This window comes from Streptomyces sp. Je 1-332, from assembly GCF_040730185.1.
Classification (GTDB): domain Bacteria; phylum Actinomycetota; class Actinomycetes; order Streptomycetales; family Streptomycetaceae; genus Streptomyces.
The window spans coordinates 7,192,218-7,211,114 of the sequence record NZ_CP160402.1; the positions used below are offsets into that span (position 1 = coordinate 7,192,218).

Consider the following 18,897-nt stretch of genomic DNA (forward strand, 5'->3'; position numbering starts at 1 on the left):
CTCTGTGGGGGAAGAGGGTGTGGCGGGCAGGGGCGTGAACTGGCATATGGCGTAGTGATGTTGTTCGGCGGTCAGTGTAGATCTGTAACTTCCGCTCAAAGGACGGTTCTTGGATCTTTTGAGATCGCTTTGCGTTCAACACGGCGCGCCGGTTGGCGATTTGGGAGGAAGTCAGGTGCCGGTCGTCCCGCCGAGGGGCTCTTGACGCCTTCCCGGACGCTGTAGCAGGCTTCCGCGGTGATCACCAACGGCAGAGGACCGCGCGGCGAGGCTGTCCTCGCCATCGATCAGGGCACCTCCGGCACGAAGGCTCTCGTCCTCTGTCCGGAACGCGGCGTGATCGGTTCCGCCGCCGCCTCCGTACGGCCGCGCCACCTGCCCGGAGGGCGGGTGGAGGTCGATCCGGCGGCGCTGCTCACCTCGGTCGTCGACGCGGGACGCCGCGCCCTGACGGACGCCGGAGAACCGGTCGCCGCGGTCGGTCTCGCCAACCAGGGGGAGACGGTGCTCGCCTGGGACCCCGCTTCGGGCCGCCCGCTGGCCGACGCGCTCGTGTGGCAGGACCGGCGCTCGGAGGCATTGTGCACGGAACTCGACGTGTACGCAGCGGAGTTGATGCAGCTGTCCGGGCTCCCCCTCGACCCCTATTTCGCCGCGCCCAAGATGGCGTGGATACGCCGCCACCTCACCAGGGAAGGCGTCGTCACCACCAGCGACGCCTGGTTGATCCACCGGCTCACCGGCGCGTTCGTCACCGACGCGGCGACCGCGGGACGCACCCAACTCCTCGATCTGGACGACGTCGTGTGGTCGCCGCGCGCCCTTGATGTCTTCGGCTTGGCCGACGAGCGGCTGCCCCGAGTCGTCGACGCGGCAGGCCAGGTCGGCACCACGAAGGCCTTCGGCCCCGAACTCCCGCTGACCGGCCTCCTCGTCGACCAGCAGGCCGCGCTGCTCGCCCAGGACGTGACCGAGCCGGGCACCGCCAAGTGCACCTACGGCACCGGCGCGTTCCTGCTCGCCCACACCGGCTCCCGGCCGCGGCGCGGTGACTCCGGGCTGGTCAGCTGCGTCGCCTGGCGCCTGGCGGGAAAGAGCAGCTACTGCCTTGACGGTCAGGTCTACACGGCCGCGTCCGCCGTCCGCTGGCTCACCGACCTCGGCGTGATCGAAGGGGCGGCGGACCTCGACCCGGTGGGCTCGTCGGTGCCGGACGCGGGCGGCGTCACGTTCGTACCCGCGCTCGCCGGGCTCGCGGCGCCCTGGTGGCGGGGTGACCTGCGCGGCTCGATCACCGGACTCGGCCTCGACACGGCCCCGGGGCATCTGGTCCGCGCCCTGTGCGAGGGGGTCGCCGCCCAGGTGGCCTCCCTCGCCGACGCCGTGGCCGCCGACCTGGGCGAGCCGCTGACCGGCCTGCGCGTCGACGGCGGCCTGACCCGCTCGGCCCTTTTGATGCAGACCCAGGCCGATCTGTTGCAGATCCCGGTGGAGGTGTCGGCGTTGCCCGATGCGACCGCCCTCGGCGTGGGCGTCGTCGCCCGCATGGGCCTCGACCCGAAGCTCACGGTGCGGGACGCCGTCCCCCGGTGGCGGCCCGCCGCCGTGTACGAGCCGAAGATCGACGCCACGCAGGCCGCCGAGCGCCTCGGTGGCTTCCGCTCGGCGGTCGGCGCGCTCCTCGACCGCGCGCCAGCCCCGTCGTCATGAGCGTCACCACCAAGGGCCCGCTGCCGGCCGAGCCCTACGACGTGACCGTCGTCGGCGCCGGGGTGGTCGGCTCGGCCATCGCCCGGGAGCTGGCCGGACACCACCGGCTCCGCGTCGCCCTGGTGGAAGCCTCCGGCGACGTGGGAAACGGCACGTCGAAGGCCAACACCGCGATCCTGCACACCGGTTTCGACGCCGTGCCGGGCTCCCTGGAAGCCCGCCTCGTACGCGAGGGCAGTCGTCTCCTCGCCGCGTACGCCGCCGAGTCGGGCATCCCCGTCGAACCGGTCGGCGCGCTTCTCGTCGCCTGGAACGAGGAACAACTGAGCGCGTTGCCGGGCCTTTTGGAGAAGGCGGAACGCAACGGCTACGACGACGCCCGCATCATCGGAGCCGACGAGGTGCGCGCCCGCGAGCCACACCTGGGGGAGGGAGCCCTGGGCGCGCTCGACGTCCCCGGCGAGTCCATCATCTGCCCCTGGACGACGACACTCGCGTACGCCACCCAAGCCGTGCGCGGGGGAGTGGACCTGCACCTCAACAGCGAGGTGCAAAAGGTGAGTTCGGCACCCGGAGCTGACGCCCAGTGTCACGAACTGAGCACCCCCCGCGGGGTCGTACGCACCCGCTACCTCATCAACGCCGCGGGTCTGCACGCCGACGCGCTCGACCGGCGGCTGCTCGGCCGCGGCGAGTTCACGGTGACCCCGCGCCGCGGCCAGCTCATCGTCTTCGACAAGCTCGCCCGTGACCTGGTCAGCCACATTCTCCTGCCCGTACCGACGGCGCTCGGCAAAGGCGTCCTCGTGGCGCCGACCGTGTACGGGAACGTCCTTCTCGGCCCCACCGCGGAGGAGTTGGACGACAAGGGCGCGACGCATACGACCCATGACGGCCTTGCCGACCTGCGCGCCAAGGGCCGGCGCATCCTGCCCGCGTTGCTGGACGAGGAGGTCACCGCGGTCTATGCCGGGCTGCGTGCGGCCACCGAGTACGACGACTACCAGATCCACAGTGCACCGGAAGAGCGGTACATCACCGTCGGCGGCATCCGGTCCACGGGCCTCACCGCGTCGATGGCGATCGCGGAGTACGTCGTCGGCCTGCTCGCCGACGCCGCGGGCCCCGACCTCGACCTGACGGTGGGCGGAAACCTGGATCCGGTGAGCATGCCGAACCTCGGCGAGGCGTTCCCCCGCCCCTACCAGCGCGCCGACCTCATCGCGACCGACCCCGCGTACGGCAGCATCGTCTGTCACTGCGAGCGCGTGACCCGAGGAGAGATCAGGGACGCCCTCATCAGCACGGTCCCACCCGGATCGCTGGACGGCCTGCGGCGCCGGACGCGGGCGCGCGGTGGGCGCTGCCAGGGGTTCTACTGCGGAGCGGCGGTACGCGAACTCTTCGACGGCTGGGGCGAGTCGGGGGCGGCGCGATGAGGCGGCAGCGGAGTGTGGACGTCCTCGTGGTCGGCGCGGGCCCCGCGGGACTCGCCGCGGCCGCGAGCCTCGCCGGTTCGGGCGCGGCCACGGTGGAGGTCCTGGAGCGGGAGGCGCGGGCGGGCGGGGTGCCACGCCACTGTCACCACGGCGGATTCGGGCGGTGGGGAGCGGCGACGGGACCGCGGTACGCGGAGGACCTCGTCGAGGCCGCGCTCGGTGCCGGAGCAGCCGTGCGGGCCGGGGTGAGCGCCACCGGCTGGTCGGGTCCCCTCTCCGTGGACACGACGGGGCCGCACGGCCTGGAGCGGATCACCGCGCGTGCCGTGGTCCTGGCCACGGGCGCGCGCGAACGGCCCCGGACGGCGCGGCTCGTGCCGGGGTCGCGCCCGGCGGGGGTGTTCACCACGGGGGAGTTGCAGCAGGCGGTCCACGTCTACCGGCAGGAGATCGGCACCAGGGCGGTCGTCGTGGGGGCGGAGCCGGTGAGCTACGCGGCGCGGTCCGCGCTGCGCCGCGCGGGCGTCGATGTCGCCGCGCTCGTCACGGAGGAGGCGCGGGCCCAGGTGAGCCGGGGCCGGGCCGCCGCGGCTCGGGTGCCGCTCCTCACCGGGGTCTCGGTGGCCGAACTCCTGGGGCGCGAACGGCTGTCGGGGGTGCGGCTGCGGCGGCGCGACGGCCGGGAGCGCGTGCTGTCCTGCGACACGGTGGTGTTCACCGGGGACTTCGTTCCTGACCACGAGCTGGCGCGGCGCGGAGGCGTGCTCCTCGATGCCGGGACGAGGGGCCCGGCGGTGGACATGTCGTTCCGCACGGCGTCCCCGGGCGTCTTCGCGGTGGGCAGCGGGGTGCACGCGGTGGAGCCGGCGCGGGTGGCTGCGGGGGAGGGGGTGCGGGTCGCTCGCGCGGTGCGAGGGCATCTTGGCGGTGTGGGGTGGCCGTGTGGTGCGGTGCCGGTGGTGGCGGATGCCCCCCTGCGGTGGGTGGCTCCGAACCGGCTCGTGCCGGGCGCTTCGGGAGGTCGGTTCATCCTGCGGACGGCAGAGGCTCTGGTCTGCCCTGTTCTGGTGGTGAGGCAGGACGGGCGGTTCCTGTACCGGCAGCGGGTACTGGGGGCGGTCCTTGCCAACCGGGGGTTGTACCTCTCGGGGGGTTGGGTCGGGAAGGTGGACGCGGGTGGGGGGCCGGTGCGGGTGGCGGTCGGCTAGGGCTTTCTCGGTCCCCAACCCCGCCCCTTCCCGAAAACTCGCTGCGCGAGGGCCTTGGTCGCCGTCGATCACCGGCTTCGCCGTGTTCGTCCTCAAACGCCGGACGGGCTGGTAATCCAGCCCGCTACCCGTAGACTCCGAAACTAGCAGTGCTAATTTACTTCGAGCCGTCACGTAGTGATCCCGCAAACGATCCGGAGCCGTATCGTGCGCCCAGTCCACTTCGCCGCAGCCCGCCGCACCCCCATCGGGAAACTCCGCGGCGCCCTCTCCTCCGCACGCCCGGACGACCTCGCCGCGACCGTCGTACGCGGCCTCCTCGCGGGCACACCCGAGCTGGACCCCGCCCGGATCGACGACATCTACTGGGGCGCCGCCAACCAGGCGGGCGAGGACAACCGCAACGTGGCCCGCATGGCCGCCCTCCTCGCCGGTCTCCCGGAATCCGTGCCCGGCGCCACCGTGAACCGTCTCTGTGCCTCCGGGATGGAAGCCGTCACCGCCGCCGCCCGCACCATCGCATCCGGCGAGGCCGACGTCGTCCTCGCGGGCGGCTCCGAGTCGATGAGCCGCGCCCCCTTCGTGCTGCCCCGCCCCGACGAAGCGCTGCCGCACAAGATGGAGACCGCCGACACCCGGCTCGGGTGGCGCCTGGTCAACCCCGCCATGAAGGACCTGCACGGCGTCCTCGCCATGGGCGAGACCGCCGAGGAAGTCGCCGAGCGCCACGACATCTCCCGCGAACGCCAGGACACCTTCGCCCTCCGCAGCCACCAGAAGGCCACGGAGGCCCGCAAGAACGGCCACTTCGACGCCGAGATCCTTCCCGTCGCGCTGCCCGACGGCACCCTCGTCGAGCTCGACGAATGCATTCGTGAGGACACCTCGTACGAGAAGCTCAGCGGCCTGCGTCCCGTCTTCCGCAAGGGCGGCACCGTCACCGCGGGCAACGCGTCGCCGATGAACGACGGCGCGGCCGGACTCCTCCTGGTCAGCGAGGAAGCCCTCAACGACCTCGGGCTCGAATCCCTCGGGCGGTACGTCGCGGGCGCCTCCGCCGGTGTGCATCCGGACGTGATGGGCATCGGGCCCGTCCCCGCCACCCAGAAGGCACTCGCCCGCGTCGGCTGGTCCATCGGCGACGTCCAGGAGGCCGAGTTCAACGAGGCGTTCGCGGCCCAGGCACTCGCCTGCGTCGACGCCCTGGGCATCGACCCGGAGCTGGTGAACCCCACCGGCGGCGCCATCGCCATCGGCCACCCCCTCGGCTGCTCCGGCGCGCGCATCCTGACCACGCTGCTGCACCGCATGCGCCGCACCGGCGCGGCCCGCGGCCTCGCCACGATGTGCGTGGGCGTCGGCCAGGGCAGCGCCCTGCTCGTCGAGCGCGGCTGAACCCCCTCCCGCAACGCTGCACGGAACAACGCTCAAGGCTGCACGGAACGCAAGGAAACGGAGCACCACCCATGGCCACGCTGTCCCTCGCCGCGATCCTCGCCGAGCCCGCCCGTCGCCGGCCGGGCCGCACCGCCCTGGTCGAGGGTGAACTGCGGCTCACCTTCGGTGAGTTGTGGGATCAGGCCCGTGCGCAGGCCGCCGCACTCGTAGGGCTAGGAGTCCGGCCGGGGGACCGCGTGGCCCTGATGGCGCCCAACACCGCCGAGTTCCCGCGCGCCTACTACGCGATCCTCGCCGCGGGTGGCGTCGTCGTCCCCGTACACCTCCTGCTCTCCGCGGAGGAGGTCGAGCACGTGCTGCGCGACAGCGGCGCCACCCTGCTGCTGTGCCACCCCGCGCAGGCCGGGACGGGCAAGGCCGCTGCCGCCGCCACCGGCGTACGGATGCTGACCCTCGGCGGGGACGGTGAGCTGGAAACCCTCGCGGGCGCGGCCGAGCCACTCCCGAGCTATGTCTCGCGCGAGGCCGACGACCCCGCCGTCGTCTTCTACACCAGCGGCACCACCGGCGTCCCCAAGGGCGCCGTGCTCAGCCACCTCAACCTCGTCATGAACGCGACCGTCTGCGCCTTCGACGCCCACGACGTGCGCCAGGACGACATCGCGCTCGGCGCGCTCCCCCTCTTCCACGCGTTCGGCCAGACCGTCTCGATGAACGCGACCTGGCGCGCGGGCGCCACGCTCGTCCTGCTGCCGCGCTTCGACGCCGCCCGGGCCGTCGAACTGATGGCGGCGGAGGGCGTCAACACCTTCCACGGGGTGCCGACGATGTACGTGAACCTCGTGGCCGCCGCTGCCACGGCGGCCCAGCTTCCCGAGCTGCGGCTCGCGGTCTCCGGCGGCGCCTCGCTGCCCGTCGCCGTACTGGAACGCTTCGAGCAGGCCTTCGGCGTACCGGTCTACGAGGGGTACGGGCTCTCCGAGACCTCGCCGACCGCCTCCGTGAACCAGCCCGTCTTCGGCACCAAGGCGGGCAGCATCGGCCACCCGCTGTGGGGCGTCGACGTGGAGATCGCCCGCGCCGACGTCGAGGGACGGATCGAACTGCTGCCGACGGGGGAGCTCGGTGAGGTCGTGGTCCGTGGCCACAACGTCTTCTCCGGCTACCTGGGGCGCCCGGAGGCGACCGCCGAGGCCGTCGTCGACGGCTGGTTCCGCACCGGTGACCTCGGGACCAAGGACGCCGACGGCTTCCTGGCCATCGTCGACCGCAAGAAGGACGTCATCATCCGCGGCGGCTTCAACGTCTACCCGCGGGAGGTCGAGGAAGTGCTCATGCGCCACCCGGACGTCGCACAGGTCGCCGTGATCGGTCTGCCCGACGACGTGCACGGCGAGGAGATCTGCGCCGTCGTCGTCGCGGCGCCCGGCTCCGCGCCCGACGCCGGACAGATCACCGAGTGGTCCAAGGAGCACCTGGGCCGCCACAAGTACCCGCGCCGCGTCGAGTTCACCGGCGAGCTGCCCCTCGGCCCCAGCATGAAGGTCCTCAAGCGGGAGCTGCGCGTCACCTACAGCGGGGCGTAGGTTCCGCCCCGGCATGGATATATCTCTCTGGGAATTCGCCGCGCTCGCCGCGGCAGCGGTGCTCGTCGGCTTCTCCAAGACCGCCGTCAGCGGAGCCAACACGGTCAGCCTGGCGGTCTTCGCCGCCGTCCTGCCCGCCCGGGAGTCGACGGGTGTCCTGCTGCCCATCCTCATCGCGGGCGACGTCCTGGCCGTCCTCACCTACCGCGGACACGCCCACTGGCCCACCCTGTGGCGGCTGTTCCCGGCCGTCGCCGGTGGCGTGGCCGTCGGCACGGTCTTCCTGATGTGGGCCGACGACGCCGCCGTCCGTACGTCGATCGGGGCGATCCTGCTGCTGATGGCGGCGGTCACGCTGTGGCGCCGCAGGGCCCCGGCCGGCGAGGACGAGGCGGACGACGAGGCAGAACCCTCGCGCGGCTCCCGGCTCAAGGCCCCCTCCTACGGCGTGCTCGGCGGCTTCACCACCATGGTCGCCAACGCGGGCGGCCCGGTCATGTCGATGTATCTGCTCTCCGCGGGCTTCCGGAAACTCGGCTTCCTGGGGACGTCGGCGTGGTTCTTCCTCATCGTCAACACCTCCAAGGTGCCGTTCAGCGTGGGCCTCGGCCTGATCGACGCGCGCTCGCTGCTGCTTGACGCGGCGCTCGTGCTCTTCGTGATCCCGGGCGCCCTCATCGGCAGGGCGGCCGTGCACCGGATCAACCAGCGTCTCTTCGAGCAGCTGGTGATCGGGGCCACGGTGCTCGGCGGCCTCCAGCTGCTGCTGCGCTGAACTGCTCGAACCCGGCCGCACGCCGCCGCGTAGCCTCAGGGTCATGCATGTGCTCGTCCTCGGCGGAACCACCGAAGCCCGCCGGCTCGCCGCCGCCCTCGCCGCCCGCCCCGGCGTCCGGGTGACCACGTCCCTCGCGGGGCGCGTCGCCCGCCCGGCCGCGCTCGAAGGGGACGTACGCATCGGGGGATTCGGTGGCGTGGATGGCCTCGCCGCCTGGCTGCGGGACCACGAGGTGGACGCCGTCGTGGACGCCACCCACCCCTTCGCCGCCACCATCAGCGAGCACGCGGCCCTGGCCGCGGCGGCCACCGGCGTGCCGTCCGTCATGCTGCGCAGGCCGGGCTGGCGGCCCGAGCCCGGCGATCCCTGGCACGAAGCAGCCTCGCTCGCCGACGCGGCGGCGCTGCTGCCCGCGCTCGGCCGCCGCGTGTTCCTGACCACGGGCCGTCTCGGCCTCGCCACCTTCGCGGACGCGCACGCCGTCCCGGACCTGGCGGAACTCCACTTCCTCGTACGCTCCGTGGAGCCGCCGCAGCCGCCCCTGCCCCGCCACACCGAGGTGCTCATCGACCGCGGGCCCTACACCGTCGAGGGCGAGACGGCGCTGCTGCGCGAGCACCGCATCGACGTCCTGGTGACCAAGGACAGCGGGGCCGCCGCCACGGCGGCCAAACTCACCGCCGCCCGTGCGCTGTCGGTGCCCGTGGTGATCGTGCGGCGCCCGCGGCCACCGGAGGGGGCGACGGTGCTGCCGGACGAGGAGAGCGTCCTGTCCTACCTGGCGCGTCACCTCGGTCACGTTCCCTCAGCGGCCCGCCGACCGCCCGGCCGAACTCGGTGAGACCGTAGGTGACTTGGGGTGGGGCCGTCGGCTGGACCTGCCCCTGTCGCCGCGTTGCGCTGAGCCAAGACCTACGAACCAGCCCGGGCACCCGGCCTCGTCAGGCCTTGCCCGACGGCACCGGGACCGGCCGCCTCGCCTCGGGGGCCAGGCCGTGCTCCAGGTCCTCCACGAGCAGCCGCTTCGCGATCGCGTCGACCGCCTTGACGAGGTCCTGGTCGGCGGGGCGGCCGCTGTCCTTCTCCACCTGCTCGCCCAGCCACTTGGCCCACGCCCTGCCGATCACGTCGGCCTCGCGTTCACCGGCGGGGGTGTGCGAGAAGAGCATCCCGGTGCGCGTCAGGAAGCCCTCCTCGACCATGCGGTCGAAGACCGGCACCAGGACTTCGGCCGGCAGGTGACGCCGGGCGGCGATCAGGCTCAGATTCGAGTGCCCGACCATCCGGTCGAAGAGCGTGACCTGCATGACGGCCCACGCGCCCGCGACATCGAGCCGGGTGTCGGAGTCGCGGATGACGCGGCGGGCGGTGTCCATGCCGGTGGCGCGGATGATGTTGCCGACCGTCAGCTCGAGCACCTGGTCCGAGCTGCCGCTCGACGTGGGCGACGCGAACCCCTCGCCCATGTCCGACGAACTCATCCGCGCGCTGTCCCGCAGCCGCACCTGCTTGAGGAAGAGAGCGACGAGGAACCCGAGCAGCGCCACGGGCACCGTCCAAAGGAACACGGTGTGCAGCGTGTCGGCGTACGCCTTGATGATGGGCGCGGCCGCCTCCGCGGGAAGATCGTGCAGCCCCTGCGGACTCTGCGCCGCCTTGGCCACCACGGCGGGGTCGGCGGCCCCGGCCCGCGCCGCCGCGGCGACCCCGTCCTCCAGGTTCGGCTTCAGCGTGTTGGCGTAGATGGTGCCGAACACGGCGGTGCCGAAGGAGCTGCCGAGCGTACGGAAGAAGGTGACGCCGGAGGTCGCCGTGCCCAGATCCGAGTAGACGACGGTGTTCTGCACGGCGATGGTCAGGACCTGCATGCAGAGCCCGATGCCGGTGCCGAGGACGAACATGTACAGCGATTCCAGCCAGGTGCTCGTCTCGCTGCCCATGAGCGAGAGCAGATAGAGCCCGAGAGCCATCACCAGGGCGCCGATGATGGGGAAGATCCGATAGATCCCGGTCTTGCTGACCACATTGCCGCTGAAGATCGACGCGATGAGCAGCCCGATCACCATGGGCAGTGTCCGCACGCCCGAGATCGTGGCCGAGTCCCCGTCGACGTACTGCAGATAGGTGGGCAGGAACGTCATCGCGCCCAGCATCGCGAAGCCGACGATGAAGCTGAGGACCGAGCAGACCGTGAAGACGGGGTTGGCGAAGAGCCGCATCGGCAGCATCGGTTCGGCGGCGCGCGTCTCGACCACACAGAACAGCGCGAGCGCGATCGCGCCGCCCACGAACAGCGCGATGATGGTGCCCGAACCCCACGCGTACTGGTTGCCGCCCCAACTCGTCGCCAGGATCAGGGCGCTGGCTCCGATCGCGACGAGCGCGATGCCGAGGTAGTCGATGACGGGACGCACCGCCGACTTCACGACGGGGATGTTCCGCGCCGCGGCGATCACCACGATGATCGCGATGGGCACGTTGACGTAAAAGGCCCAGCGCCAGGTCAGATGGTCGGTGAAGAGCCCGCCGAGGAGCGGCCCGATGACGGTGGCGACCCCGAAGACGGCACCGATCGCACCCTGGTACTTCCCGCGCTCGCGCAGCGGGATCACGTCGGCGATCAACGCCATCGAGGTCACCATGAGCCCGCCCGCGCCGATGCCCTGCAGCGCGCGCCAGGCGATGAGCAGCGTCATGTTCGTCGACAGGCCGCACAGGAACGAGCCGGTGATGAAGACGATCGCCGAGACCTGGAAGACGATCTTGCGCCCGAACAGGTCGCCGAACTTGCCGACCAGGACCGTGGCGACGGTCTCGGCGAGCAGATACGACGTCACGACCCACGACATGTGCTCGGCGCCGCCCAGATCCGCCACGATCGTGGGCAGCGCGGTGCCCACGATGGTCTGGTCGAGTGCGGCGAGCAGCATCCCCAGCATGATCGTCACGAAGACGATGTTGCGGCGGCGCTTGTCCAGGACGGGCGGCCCCTGGGCAGGGGCCTCGGCGGCGGGCTCGGCGGTGGTGGTCACCCCGTCACCCTCACACCGCGCATGGGCGTGTGCATGCGGGGCCGGTCCGGTCCGGTGACGGCGGCCCCGCGGGCCACGCGCCCGTTCGCTCAGTCCAGGTTGCGGCGCAGCAGATACGTGTCCATGATCCACCCCTTGCGCTCGCGCGCCTCGGCCCGGAGGGTCTCGATACGGGGACCGGCTTCGTCGAGCGGCCCGGAGACGAGGATCTCGTCGGCGGTCCCGATGTAGGCACCCCAGTAGATGTACATCTCACCGCCCTGCGCCCCTTGGTACTGCCGGAACGCCTGCTGGGCATCGAGCATGACCACGACATCATCGACACCCTCGGGAAAGCCGCCGTCGGCGAGGCGGCGCCCGGTGGTGATCTGCACGGGGCGCGCGACGCGGTTCAGACCGGTGCGGTGCCTGGCGGCGAGCGAGGAGACACTGCTGATGCCCGGCACGACGTCGTACGAGAAGGTCAGCTCGCCCCGGTCGAGGACCTCCTCCAGGATCCCGAGCGTGCTGTCGTACAGCGCGGGGTCGCCCCACACCAGGAACGCGCCGCACTCGTCCGCTCCCAGCTCATCGGCGATCAGCCGCGCATAGATGTCCGCACGGCGGCTGCGCCAGTCCCCGACGGCGGGGGAGTAGTCCGCGCCGCCCGCCTTGCGGTCGCGTGCGGGGTCGCGGGCCTCGACCACACGGTAGGCGCCGTCGGCGCGGTGCACGTCGAGGAGATCACGCCGTAGCTGGACGAGGTCGTCCTTCTCCCCGCCCTTGTCGAGGATGAAGAACACGTCGGTGCTCTTCAGGGCCTTGACGGCCTGCAGGGTCAACTGGTCGGGGTCGCCCGCGCCGATGCCGATGACATGAATCTTTCGCACGCCGAGAGTCTGCCGTACGGACGGGTTACGGGGGCGGGCGGGTCGCGCCGCCGCGTGGGCGGTGCTGTTGTGCCCGGGGCGGCTGTGAGGTTCGGCCTTGCGGCGTCACGCGCGGCCGGTCGTGCCCCGCCGATCGGAGCGGTCGGTCATGTCGGCTCGACCAGGGCCCTTCACGCTCCGCCGGGCTCCGCCGGGCTCCGCCGGTCTGCGTCAGGTTCGTCAGACGCGCGCCGTCTCCGCGTCAGGTCCGTCAGGCGGGGTCACCGGCTCGGCATCGGGCGCGTCAGGCGCGGCCACAGGCACCGCATCGGGCGCGTCAGACGCCGTCGGCGCCGCGCAGCCGTGGTGCGTGCTCCGCCGCGTCCACCGTCCGCCCGTCCCCCTCCTCCAGGGACTCCGCCACCTGCTGTGCCCACGACACAAGTCCGTCCACGTCGATCCCGTACGGCCGCTCGCCCCGCTTCGCCGCGCCGATCGCGCCCGCCCCCCTGAGCAGCAGCCGCGCCCCGCCCGTGAGGTTGCCGCGGGCGGAGTGGGTCAGCCCAACGGCCAGCTGCGCGAGCCCCTTCCACAGGTCACGCTCGTCCTCGGGCCCCGACTTCCAGGCATCCTCGAAGACCTCGTGCGCGTGGAAGGGGCGACCGGCGTCGAGCAGCGCCTGCGCCTGCGTGACGGTCTCCTCGGGGGTACGCGTGACCCCTTCGGGCTGCCGTTCCACGCCTTCGGTGCCGTACGGCAAAGGCCGCCCGAGACCGTCACGCGGCCGCGCGTTACGGGCCCGCCCTTCGGTGTCACGGTCACGGCCACGGTCATCACGGTCATCGGGTCGAGGTGCGGTGCTCATACGGCGATTGTCCCTCGCCAGGCGTCCGGCGGGGGGCGAGGACCACTACCGAACGTGGGGTAAAGTTCTGTCTGCGCGATCACGCAGAACACCGCGGGACACGCGCACCGGGACGTGGCGCAGCTTGGTAGCGCACTTGACTGGGGGTCAAGGGGTCGCAGGTTCAAATCCTGTCGTCCCGACGGAAACGTCGCAGGTAGGGGTCATCTTCGGATGGTCCCTACTTCGTTTTTGGGAGCAATTCCGGGAGCGGGTAGCGGCTCCCTGGGAGCGGGAGTCTGGGAGCGACGTCAACCGGCGGTCGACGGCTGGTCACCCGATCCGGTCGCTCCCAGGGAGCATCTCCGCTGCCCGGCCTGGTGGAGGAGGCAAGGGGTCGCGTTGTTCGCCCCCTTGTCCGAATACTCGTCATGGGGTCGGGCCTCGAACTTGAGTCCGTTAGGGACCAATCACTGGGCTCCGATCGACCTGTTCCCGATGACCTCGCACGTGGAGTGTGTAGCTGTTTTGGAGCCAGCAAAAAAGGCCAGTTGACCTGGACTTTTTGGTTCGGGTGAGTCTCCTGGCGCGACCTCATTGAGCGCTGCCGCAGGAGGTCCGTCGTCCGTGACGCGTGACGCGGCAGCATCCACCCTGAAGCCGCAGATTGGCGGAAGACGAAGGCTGAAAGTGGACTTGCGGGGTGGTGGCACGATCACGCCGCCAGCTCACCGGTTTCTTCGAGTTCGAGATGTCTAGCAGGGACTCGCCCCAGGTGGCCCAGCGCACGAGTACCCACCAGCTGAGCAAGACGATGTTCTGTTGCCGCGCGAACTCTTCGGCGTGCTTGCACTGGAAGACGACCCTATGGCCGCCGGGCGTGGTGGCGATGACGTCGGCGCCTGTGGGGCTCGAAAAGTCGTCGCTGCAGTTCAAGCGGCGTGTCGGTACTCGTTGATTGCTCCGCTGAGGATCCGGGTGCGCAAGAGCTTGCGGGGCTCGAAACCATCCAGGACTGCTGGCTGTTCCTGGGCCTCGGGCGGTCGTTGATCGCGGGATCGGTGCGGCCGATGTCTGTTGTAGTGGTCCTGGTACTCGGCTAGGACCTGCCGGGCGTGGGCCTCGTTCAGGAGCAGAACGTGGTCGAGCGCCTCGCGGCAGATCGTGCCGATCACTCGCTCGCAGTGAGCGTTCATGCGCGGTGCCTGGGGTGCGCTGAGTAGCACGTCCATGCCTTCGGCTTCGAAGACGGCGTCGAAGGAGCCGGTGTACTTGCTGTCGCGGTCGCGGAGCACGAAGCGCAGCGACTCGACGCGGCTGCCCAGGTCATCGGCGAGATTGCGCGCCTGCTGGGTCGCCCATTGTGCGGGGGGGGTGCCTCTATGTCTTTCGTCAAGCGAGGCGTGGGGTTCTGGGTTCGTAGAAGGTGCCGTCGCGGAGCATTGCAAACAGCACGTTGATCCGTTGTCGGGCGAGGCGGAGGAGCGCTTGGGTGTGGGTTTTTCCTCTGGCCCGGCATTTGTCGTAATAGGTGCGGGAGGCAGGATCGTGCAGGGCAGCGAACGCGGACAGGAACATCGCGCGTTTGAGCTGCCGGTTGCCGCCCCGTGGGGCGTGTTCGCCGTGGATCGAGGTCCCGGAGGACTTGGTGGTGGGGGCGAGGCCGGCGTAGGAGGCGAGGTGGGCGGCGGTGGGGAAGCTGGTGCCGTCGCCGACGGTGACCAGCAGTGCGGCGGCGGTCCTGACGCCGACGCCGGGCAGCGACGTCAGGACCTTGGAAAGAGGGTGGTCCTCCAGCAGGGCTGCGATCTGGGATTCTGCCGCCCGTCGTTGCTCGTGAACGGCGCCGAGCGAGCGGGCCAGCGAGGGGATCACGATGTCCAGGGTGCCGGTGCCCGGGACCACGACGGTCTGCTCGTCGAGTGCATCGAAGACGTCGTCGGTCAGCCGTTTTGCCATGCGCGGGGCTTTGGGCCGGACCACCTCAACCAGCCTGCGGCGTCCGGCTCTTCGCAGCGCGGCTGGGGATCCGTAGCGTTCCAGCAGCCAGGTGACCGCCGGGTGATCCAGACGCGGGCCCAGGACCCGTTCCAGGGACGGGTGGAACTGGGTGAGCAGGCCCCGGATCCGGTTGGATGTGCGGGTGGCCTCGGCCGCCAGGTCCTGGTCGAAGCCGACGAGGACGGTGAGCTCGGCGGTGATCTCGTCGGTCAGCTGAAGCGAGCGAAGGGTGTGCGGCATGGTGCGGGCGGCGTCCGCGATGACGGCCGCGTCGCGGGCATCGGTCTTTGCCTCGCCCGGGTAGAGGTCAGCGATCCGTCGCATCGAAAGGCCCGGCAGGTAGGCGACCTGGCAGCCCGTGTCGCGGGCCACTGTCAGCGGCAGAGCGCCGATCGAGGCCGGCTGGTCCACGACGACCAGGACGGTGCCGAACTTCTCGCGGAGCTTGTCGAAGACCTGCCGCAGCTTCGGTTCGGTGTTGGGCAGTTGCTTGTCGAAGACTTTCTTGCCGGCCGGGGTGAGTCCGTGTCCGTGGTGAGCGCTCTTCCCCACGTCCAGGCCCAGGAAGACACCTATCTCGTCGTACTCGTTCAAACCGTCCTCCCGAACGGACGTTGTGCGTGCTGGCCTGGGCGTTGGCGTCGTGCGCGCATCCACGTTATGCAGACCTGCCGCCTGCGAAGGACCGGGCATTGCGCTCGGCCGGGCGGTAGTCGGACCTCTCATCAGCGTCTCCAACGGCGCCTCTCGGGCCCGGTGGCACCACCCCCCAGGTCATCGCTTCGACAGGGGGGACCAGCCATGCCGGGCCCGGAGGCCAGCGGCCCTCTTGCAGGACCGCGGAAAACATAACGGGGGGGTGGGCGGTGACGCCGGTGATGTGGAGTCTGCGGGTGCCGTGTTCGAGGAACGCCAGCGCGTACAGCCGGCTGCCGGTGATCGTGTCGACGTGGAAGAAGTCCGCCGCGATGATCCCCTCGGCCTGCGCGGTGAGGAACTCGCGCCAGCTCGGGCCGGTGCGGCGAGGGGCGGGGGCGATGCCGGCCTTGTGCAGGATCTCCCAGACCGTGGACGGCGCGATCGGGTGCCCCAGTTGGGCCAGTTCGCCCTGGATCCGCCGGTGGCCCCACCGCGAATTCTCCTGCGCCAGGCGCAACACCAGCTTCTTGAGCGGGGCCGCCGTGGGTGGACGCCCGGTGCGTCGGCGTCGGTCGGAGTAGTCCCACTCCTTGGCGATCAGCCTGCGGTGCCAGGCCAGTAGCGTCCCCGGTGTGACCGCGAAGACGCTGCTCCAGCAGCGGCGCGGTATCAGCGACGACAGCGCGGCCAGCCAGAACCGGTCCGCGGGCTCGTAGCGGACCGGACCGCTGAGTTGTCGTCGCAACACCGAGTTTTCGTGCTGCAGCACCAGTAGTTCGGCGTCCTTGGCCGTGTCCCGGCGCAGCAGGACCGCGGGGATGGGCAGCAGCGCCCGGGTGGCCCGGTACAGCATCGAGATGATCACACGCGCAGCACCCCAGCTATCGCGGAGGGCCTGGCACGTAGGCTCCCACCTGCAGCGATGACTTTACGAGCCCCACACCAACGCGATCTGCGAGAGAGTCGTGGGTACCCTCCGCCGCGAGGTACTCGACCGGATCCTGATCTGCAACGAGGCCCGCGCCGTGGCAGTAATGGCCCAGTACATCCGGCACTACAACCGGCACCGCCCCCACCAATCCCGGCAGCAACTGCCCCCGGACAGGCCCGAATCACCCGCCCCGGCCACCGTGACCGACCTCCAGACCCACGGGATCCGGCGACGGTCCGTCCTGGGGGGCTTGATCAACGAGTACCACCACGCCGCCTGATGGAACGGCATCGCCGCAGCGTGCACCACTGAATCGCATTTTCGAGTGGCACACGTTGCCCTTCCGAACCGCCACCCTCACGGCGCGGGGTTACTGGGCACCTTCACGTTCATCTCGCCGCAGCCGACGCGCTTCGCCTCCGCCTTGACGTACGAGGGCAGAACGGCAAGGGCGAGTGACTTGTCGTCGTGCGACTCGCTTTCCTTCCCCGGCTCATACGCCACGAACGCGACCCGCCGGGACCGGCAGTCCGCCGCGTAGACGCTCAGGCCGCCCGCGTAGGCGCCCTGCCCGTCACCGCCGAGACGCGTGGCCCGATTTCCGAGCACCCGGGAGACAACGCCGGCCAGCTCCGGGTCCGCCACGGTCATCAGCCGGAGCCTGCTCGGGCCGAAGGGCTGCCGCACGTCGCACGCCCGGATTCCGTCCGCAGAAGACGCGCCTGGCTTCGTGCCCGGCGTGGTGCCTACGACCTCCGCCTCGGACCCCTGAGCCCACCTGGGCAGTCGGACGCCCTGGATCCCGCAGAGCCGGTCGACGTCGACGTCCGGCAGCTCGTTGCCCTCCGGGGCGCGTCGGAGCTTCGGCGGGTCGGAGTACGGGCTGTCGCAGCCGTATCGTTCCATGACCCCGTTGGCCAACCGCACGACCGCGCGGGACATCGCGTCGAGGCCCCGCCGCGCGTCGACCTCGTTCTGGCCCTCTGGGTCAGCCGCTTCCGAAGCGAGGGTGACCACCCGCAACGGCGGCTTCTCGCCCGGCTCGTACGAGCGTTCCTCACAGCTCGCGGGGAGCGCCACCCAAGCCCGGGTGGAGGAAGCCATGCCGGTGATCCCCTCGCCGAGCGGCGTCATCCGGGAGGAGAGGTACTCCTCGGTCCAGCTCCATGCCTGTGCGCCCCGCAACTCGCCCAGCGTCCGCACCGACGCCGTGACCTCAGACTCCAACTCGTCGTCCCCGAACCCCTGCATGCTGCACTCCGTGTGCATGTGGTCCTCTGTGGCCCGCCGCAGCGGCAGCTCACGGCTGCGGACGTCCGTGTCCGAGAACAGGGCGTGCTCGACATCGGGCGAGAGCGAACCCCAGCACACGTCCCGCGCCACGAAGGGCAGTTCATTGGAGCGCCACGCCATGACGCCTGACCCCAGCAGCGCCCCGACGAGCGCGCCGATGACAGCGATGCCACTCCGGCTACGGGACAGACGGCGCATCCGGCCCGGGCGCTCCGGCGGGGAAGGCCGGGGGGCGGGGGCCTGCCGTAGGGGCCCATCCACCTCGGGGGTCTCGGGCCCAGAGTTGGCCATCTTGGAGCTCTCCGGCCCGGTGCTCTCCATCCCTGGAGCCCCCGGCGCGGTGCTTTCCGGTTCGTCCGGCATCTCGTCCTTCCTCTCGGGGGCTGTCCTGGCGATCCGCGCGGCCCCACGGCCGGGTAACCGAGTCGTTGGGTATCGGTGACGGACCGCCTCCCCACTCGTCACCGACGGTCCGAGGAGGTTATCTGTCGGGTACACGCGTTCGGGGAGCAGGGCAGCCTCGCGGAGATGGAGCGATGGCGATGCCTTCACGGGCCCGACGCTCGGGCCCGACGGAGTTCGCGCAGCCGACGTGGCGCGGACTTCGGATTGCTGCGGGCCGAGTCAAGGACCCAAGCCGTTCATCTGGACCAAGACAGCCCAAGAGATCCTCGACGCCCTCGCCCGCTTCTGCCGACGAATCTCCGGCGCAGGACAACGGACAGGAAGTTCGCGCCTAGGCCGTGTCTGATGGATCTTTCCCGGCTCCTGATAGATCGGTGAGTCGTGTGCTCCGGGGTTGCGGCAGGGTGCCGGCCGCGTCGTCTGAAGGGGCGGCCATGATGGTGCCGAGTAACAGCAACTCCGACGAAGGCGGCATGACATGGCCTATGGCTACATCGGTTCGATGAAGACCCAGCCCGGCAAGCGCGACGACGTGGTTGCGATCCTGCTGTCCGGAGCCGATAGCCTCCGCGACCTTGGCTGCAGAAGCTACGTGGTGGGCCTGGCCGCCGATGCCCCGGACACGATCGTGGTCACTGAGGTCTGGGAATCTAAGGATCACCACGACGCATCCCTGCGGTTGCCCGAGGCCAAGGAAGCGATCGCTGCCGCCATGCCCATGCTCACCGGCGAGTTCACCAGTCGCGAACTGGTTGTCGCCGGCGGCCTCGGCGCTGGTGACTGAT

The 18,897-nt window shown here is 70.8% G+C and carries 14 protein-coding genes, 1 tRNA gene and 2 pseudogenes; 10 read left to right on the plus strand and 7 right to left on the minus strand.

The annotated features are described in order from the left end of the window. Positions 1-237: 237 nt before the first annotated feature. From ABXJ52_RS32340 to ABXJ52_RS32370, 7 genes are all read left to right on the plus strand, one after another. Complete coding sequence (locus tag ABXJ52_RS32340; protein WP_367046931.1) at positions 238-1,710, plus strand: FGGY family carbohydrate kinase; 1,473 nt, start codon at positions 238-240, stop codon at positions 1,708-1,710. Then, entirely contained in the window at positions 1,707-3,149 is a 1,443-nt protein-coding gene (locus ABXJ52_RS32345; protein WP_367046933.1) for an FAD-dependent oxidoreductase, read from the plus strand. The genes ABXJ52_RS32340 and ABXJ52_RS32345 overlap by 4 nt, the downstream gene beginning before the upstream one ends. Next, a complete protein-coding gene (locus tag ABXJ52_RS32350) occupies positions 3,146-4,357 on the plus strand; it encodes an FAD-dependent oxidoreductase (protein ID WP_367046935.1) in 1,212 nt (403 codons plus the stop codon). Before ABXJ52_RS32345 ends, ABXJ52_RS32350 begins: the two co-directional genes overlap by 4 nt. 207 nt (positions 4,358-4,564) lie before the next feature. Then, the gene (locus ABXJ52_RS32355) at positions 4,565-5,752 is read left to right on the plus strand and encodes a thiolase family protein (RefSeq protein WP_367046937.1); all 1,188 of its coding nucleotides are present in this window, start codon (positions 4,565-4,567) and stop codon (positions 5,750-5,752) included. 71 nt (positions 5,753-5,823) lie between these two features. Continuing rightward, on the plus strand, positions 5,824-7,341 hold the full coding sequence (locus tag ABXJ52_RS32360; protein WP_367046938.1) for a long-chain fatty acid--CoA ligase: 1,518 nt from the start codon (positions 5,824-5,826) through the stop codon (positions 7,339-7,341). 13 nt (positions 7,342-7,354) lie between these two features. After that, complete coding sequence (locus ABXJ52_RS32365) at positions 7,355-8,116, plus strand: sulfite exporter TauE/SafE family protein (protein WP_367046940.1); 762 nt, start codon at positions 7,355-7,357, stop codon at positions 8,114-8,116. Between the two features lie 43 nt (positions 8,117-8,159). Then, complete coding sequence (locus ABXJ52_RS32370; protein ID WP_367046942.1) at positions 8,160-8,960, plus strand: cobalt-precorrin-6A reductase; 801 nt, start codon at positions 8,160-8,162, stop codon at positions 8,958-8,960. Positions 8,961-9,060: 100 nt separating this feature from the next. Here the strand turns inward: ABXJ52_RS32370 and ABXJ52_RS32375 are convergent, their stop codons facing one another. From ABXJ52_RS32375 to ABXJ52_RS32385, 3 genes are all read right to left on the minus strand, one after another. Next, entirely contained in the window at positions 9,061-11,151 is a 2,091-nt protein-coding gene (locus tag ABXJ52_RS32375; RefSeq protein ID WP_367046943.1) for an MDR family MFS transporter, read from the minus strand. An 89-nt stretch (positions 11,152-11,240) separates the two neighbouring features. After that, complete coding sequence (cobF, locus tag ABXJ52_RS32380) at positions 11,241-12,020, minus strand: precorrin-6A synthase (deacetylating) (protein WP_367046946.1); 780 nt, start codon at positions 12,018-12,020, stop codon at positions 11,241-11,243. A 316-nt stretch (positions 12,021-12,336) separates the two neighbouring features. After that, the gene (locus tag ABXJ52_RS32385; protein WP_367046948.1) at positions 12,337-12,864 is read right to left on the minus strand and encodes a DUF309 domain-containing protein; all 528 of its coding nucleotides are present in this window, start codon (positions 12,862-12,864) and stop codon (positions 12,337-12,339) included. A 108-nt stretch (positions 12,865-12,972) separates the two neighbouring features. Between ABXJ52_RS32385 and ABXJ52_RS32390 the strand changes: the two genes are divergently transcribed. Next, positions 12,973-13,046: transfer RNA gene (locus ABXJ52_RS32390), tRNA-Pro, on the plus strand. Positions 13,047-13,775: 729 nt separating this feature from the next. On the opposite strand, the gene ABXJ52_RS32395 is transcribed toward ABXJ52_RS32390, so the two are convergent. From ABXJ52_RS32395 to ABXJ52_RS32405, 3 genes and pseudogenes are all read right to left on the minus strand, one after another. After that, entirely contained in the window at positions 13,776-14,138 is a 363-nt protein-coding gene (locus tag ABXJ52_RS32395) for an integrase core domain-containing protein (protein WP_367046949.1), read from the minus strand. 97 nt (positions 14,139-14,235) lie between these two features. Next, positions 14,236-15,438 carry an IS110 family transposase gene (locus ABXJ52_RS32400; protein ID WP_367040134.1) on the minus strand — a complete coding sequence of 401 codons (1,203 nt, stop codon included), beginning with the start codon at positions 15,436-15,438 and terminating at the stop codon, positions 14,236-14,238. A 244-nt stretch (positions 15,439-15,682) separates the two neighbouring features. After that, positions 15,683-16,348, minus strand: a pseudogene (locus ABXJ52_RS32405) (integrase); the annotation flags it as partial. A 76-nt stretch (positions 16,349-16,424) separates the two neighbouring features. Between ABXJ52_RS32405 and ABXJ52_RS32410 the strand changes: the two are divergent. Continuing rightward, positions 16,425-16,694: pseudogene (locus tag ABXJ52_RS32410) on the plus strand (integrase core domain-containing protein); the annotation flags it as partial. Between the two features lie 77 nt (positions 16,695-16,771). Here the strand turns inward: ABXJ52_RS32410 and ABXJ52_RS32415 are convergent. Beyond that, entirely contained in the window at positions 16,772-17,905 is a 1,134-nt protein-coding gene (locus tag ABXJ52_RS32415; protein WP_367046951.1) for a hypothetical protein, read from the minus strand. A 685-nt stretch (positions 17,906-18,590) separates the two neighbouring features. On the opposite strand from ABXJ52_RS32415, the gene ABXJ52_RS32420 reads away from it, so the two are divergent. Beyond that, complete coding sequence (locus ABXJ52_RS32420; RefSeq protein ID WP_367046953.1) at positions 18,591-18,896, plus strand: antibiotic biosynthesis monooxygenase family protein; 306 nt, start codon at positions 18,591-18,593, stop codon at positions 18,894-18,896. Position 18,897 lies beyond the last annotated feature (1 nt).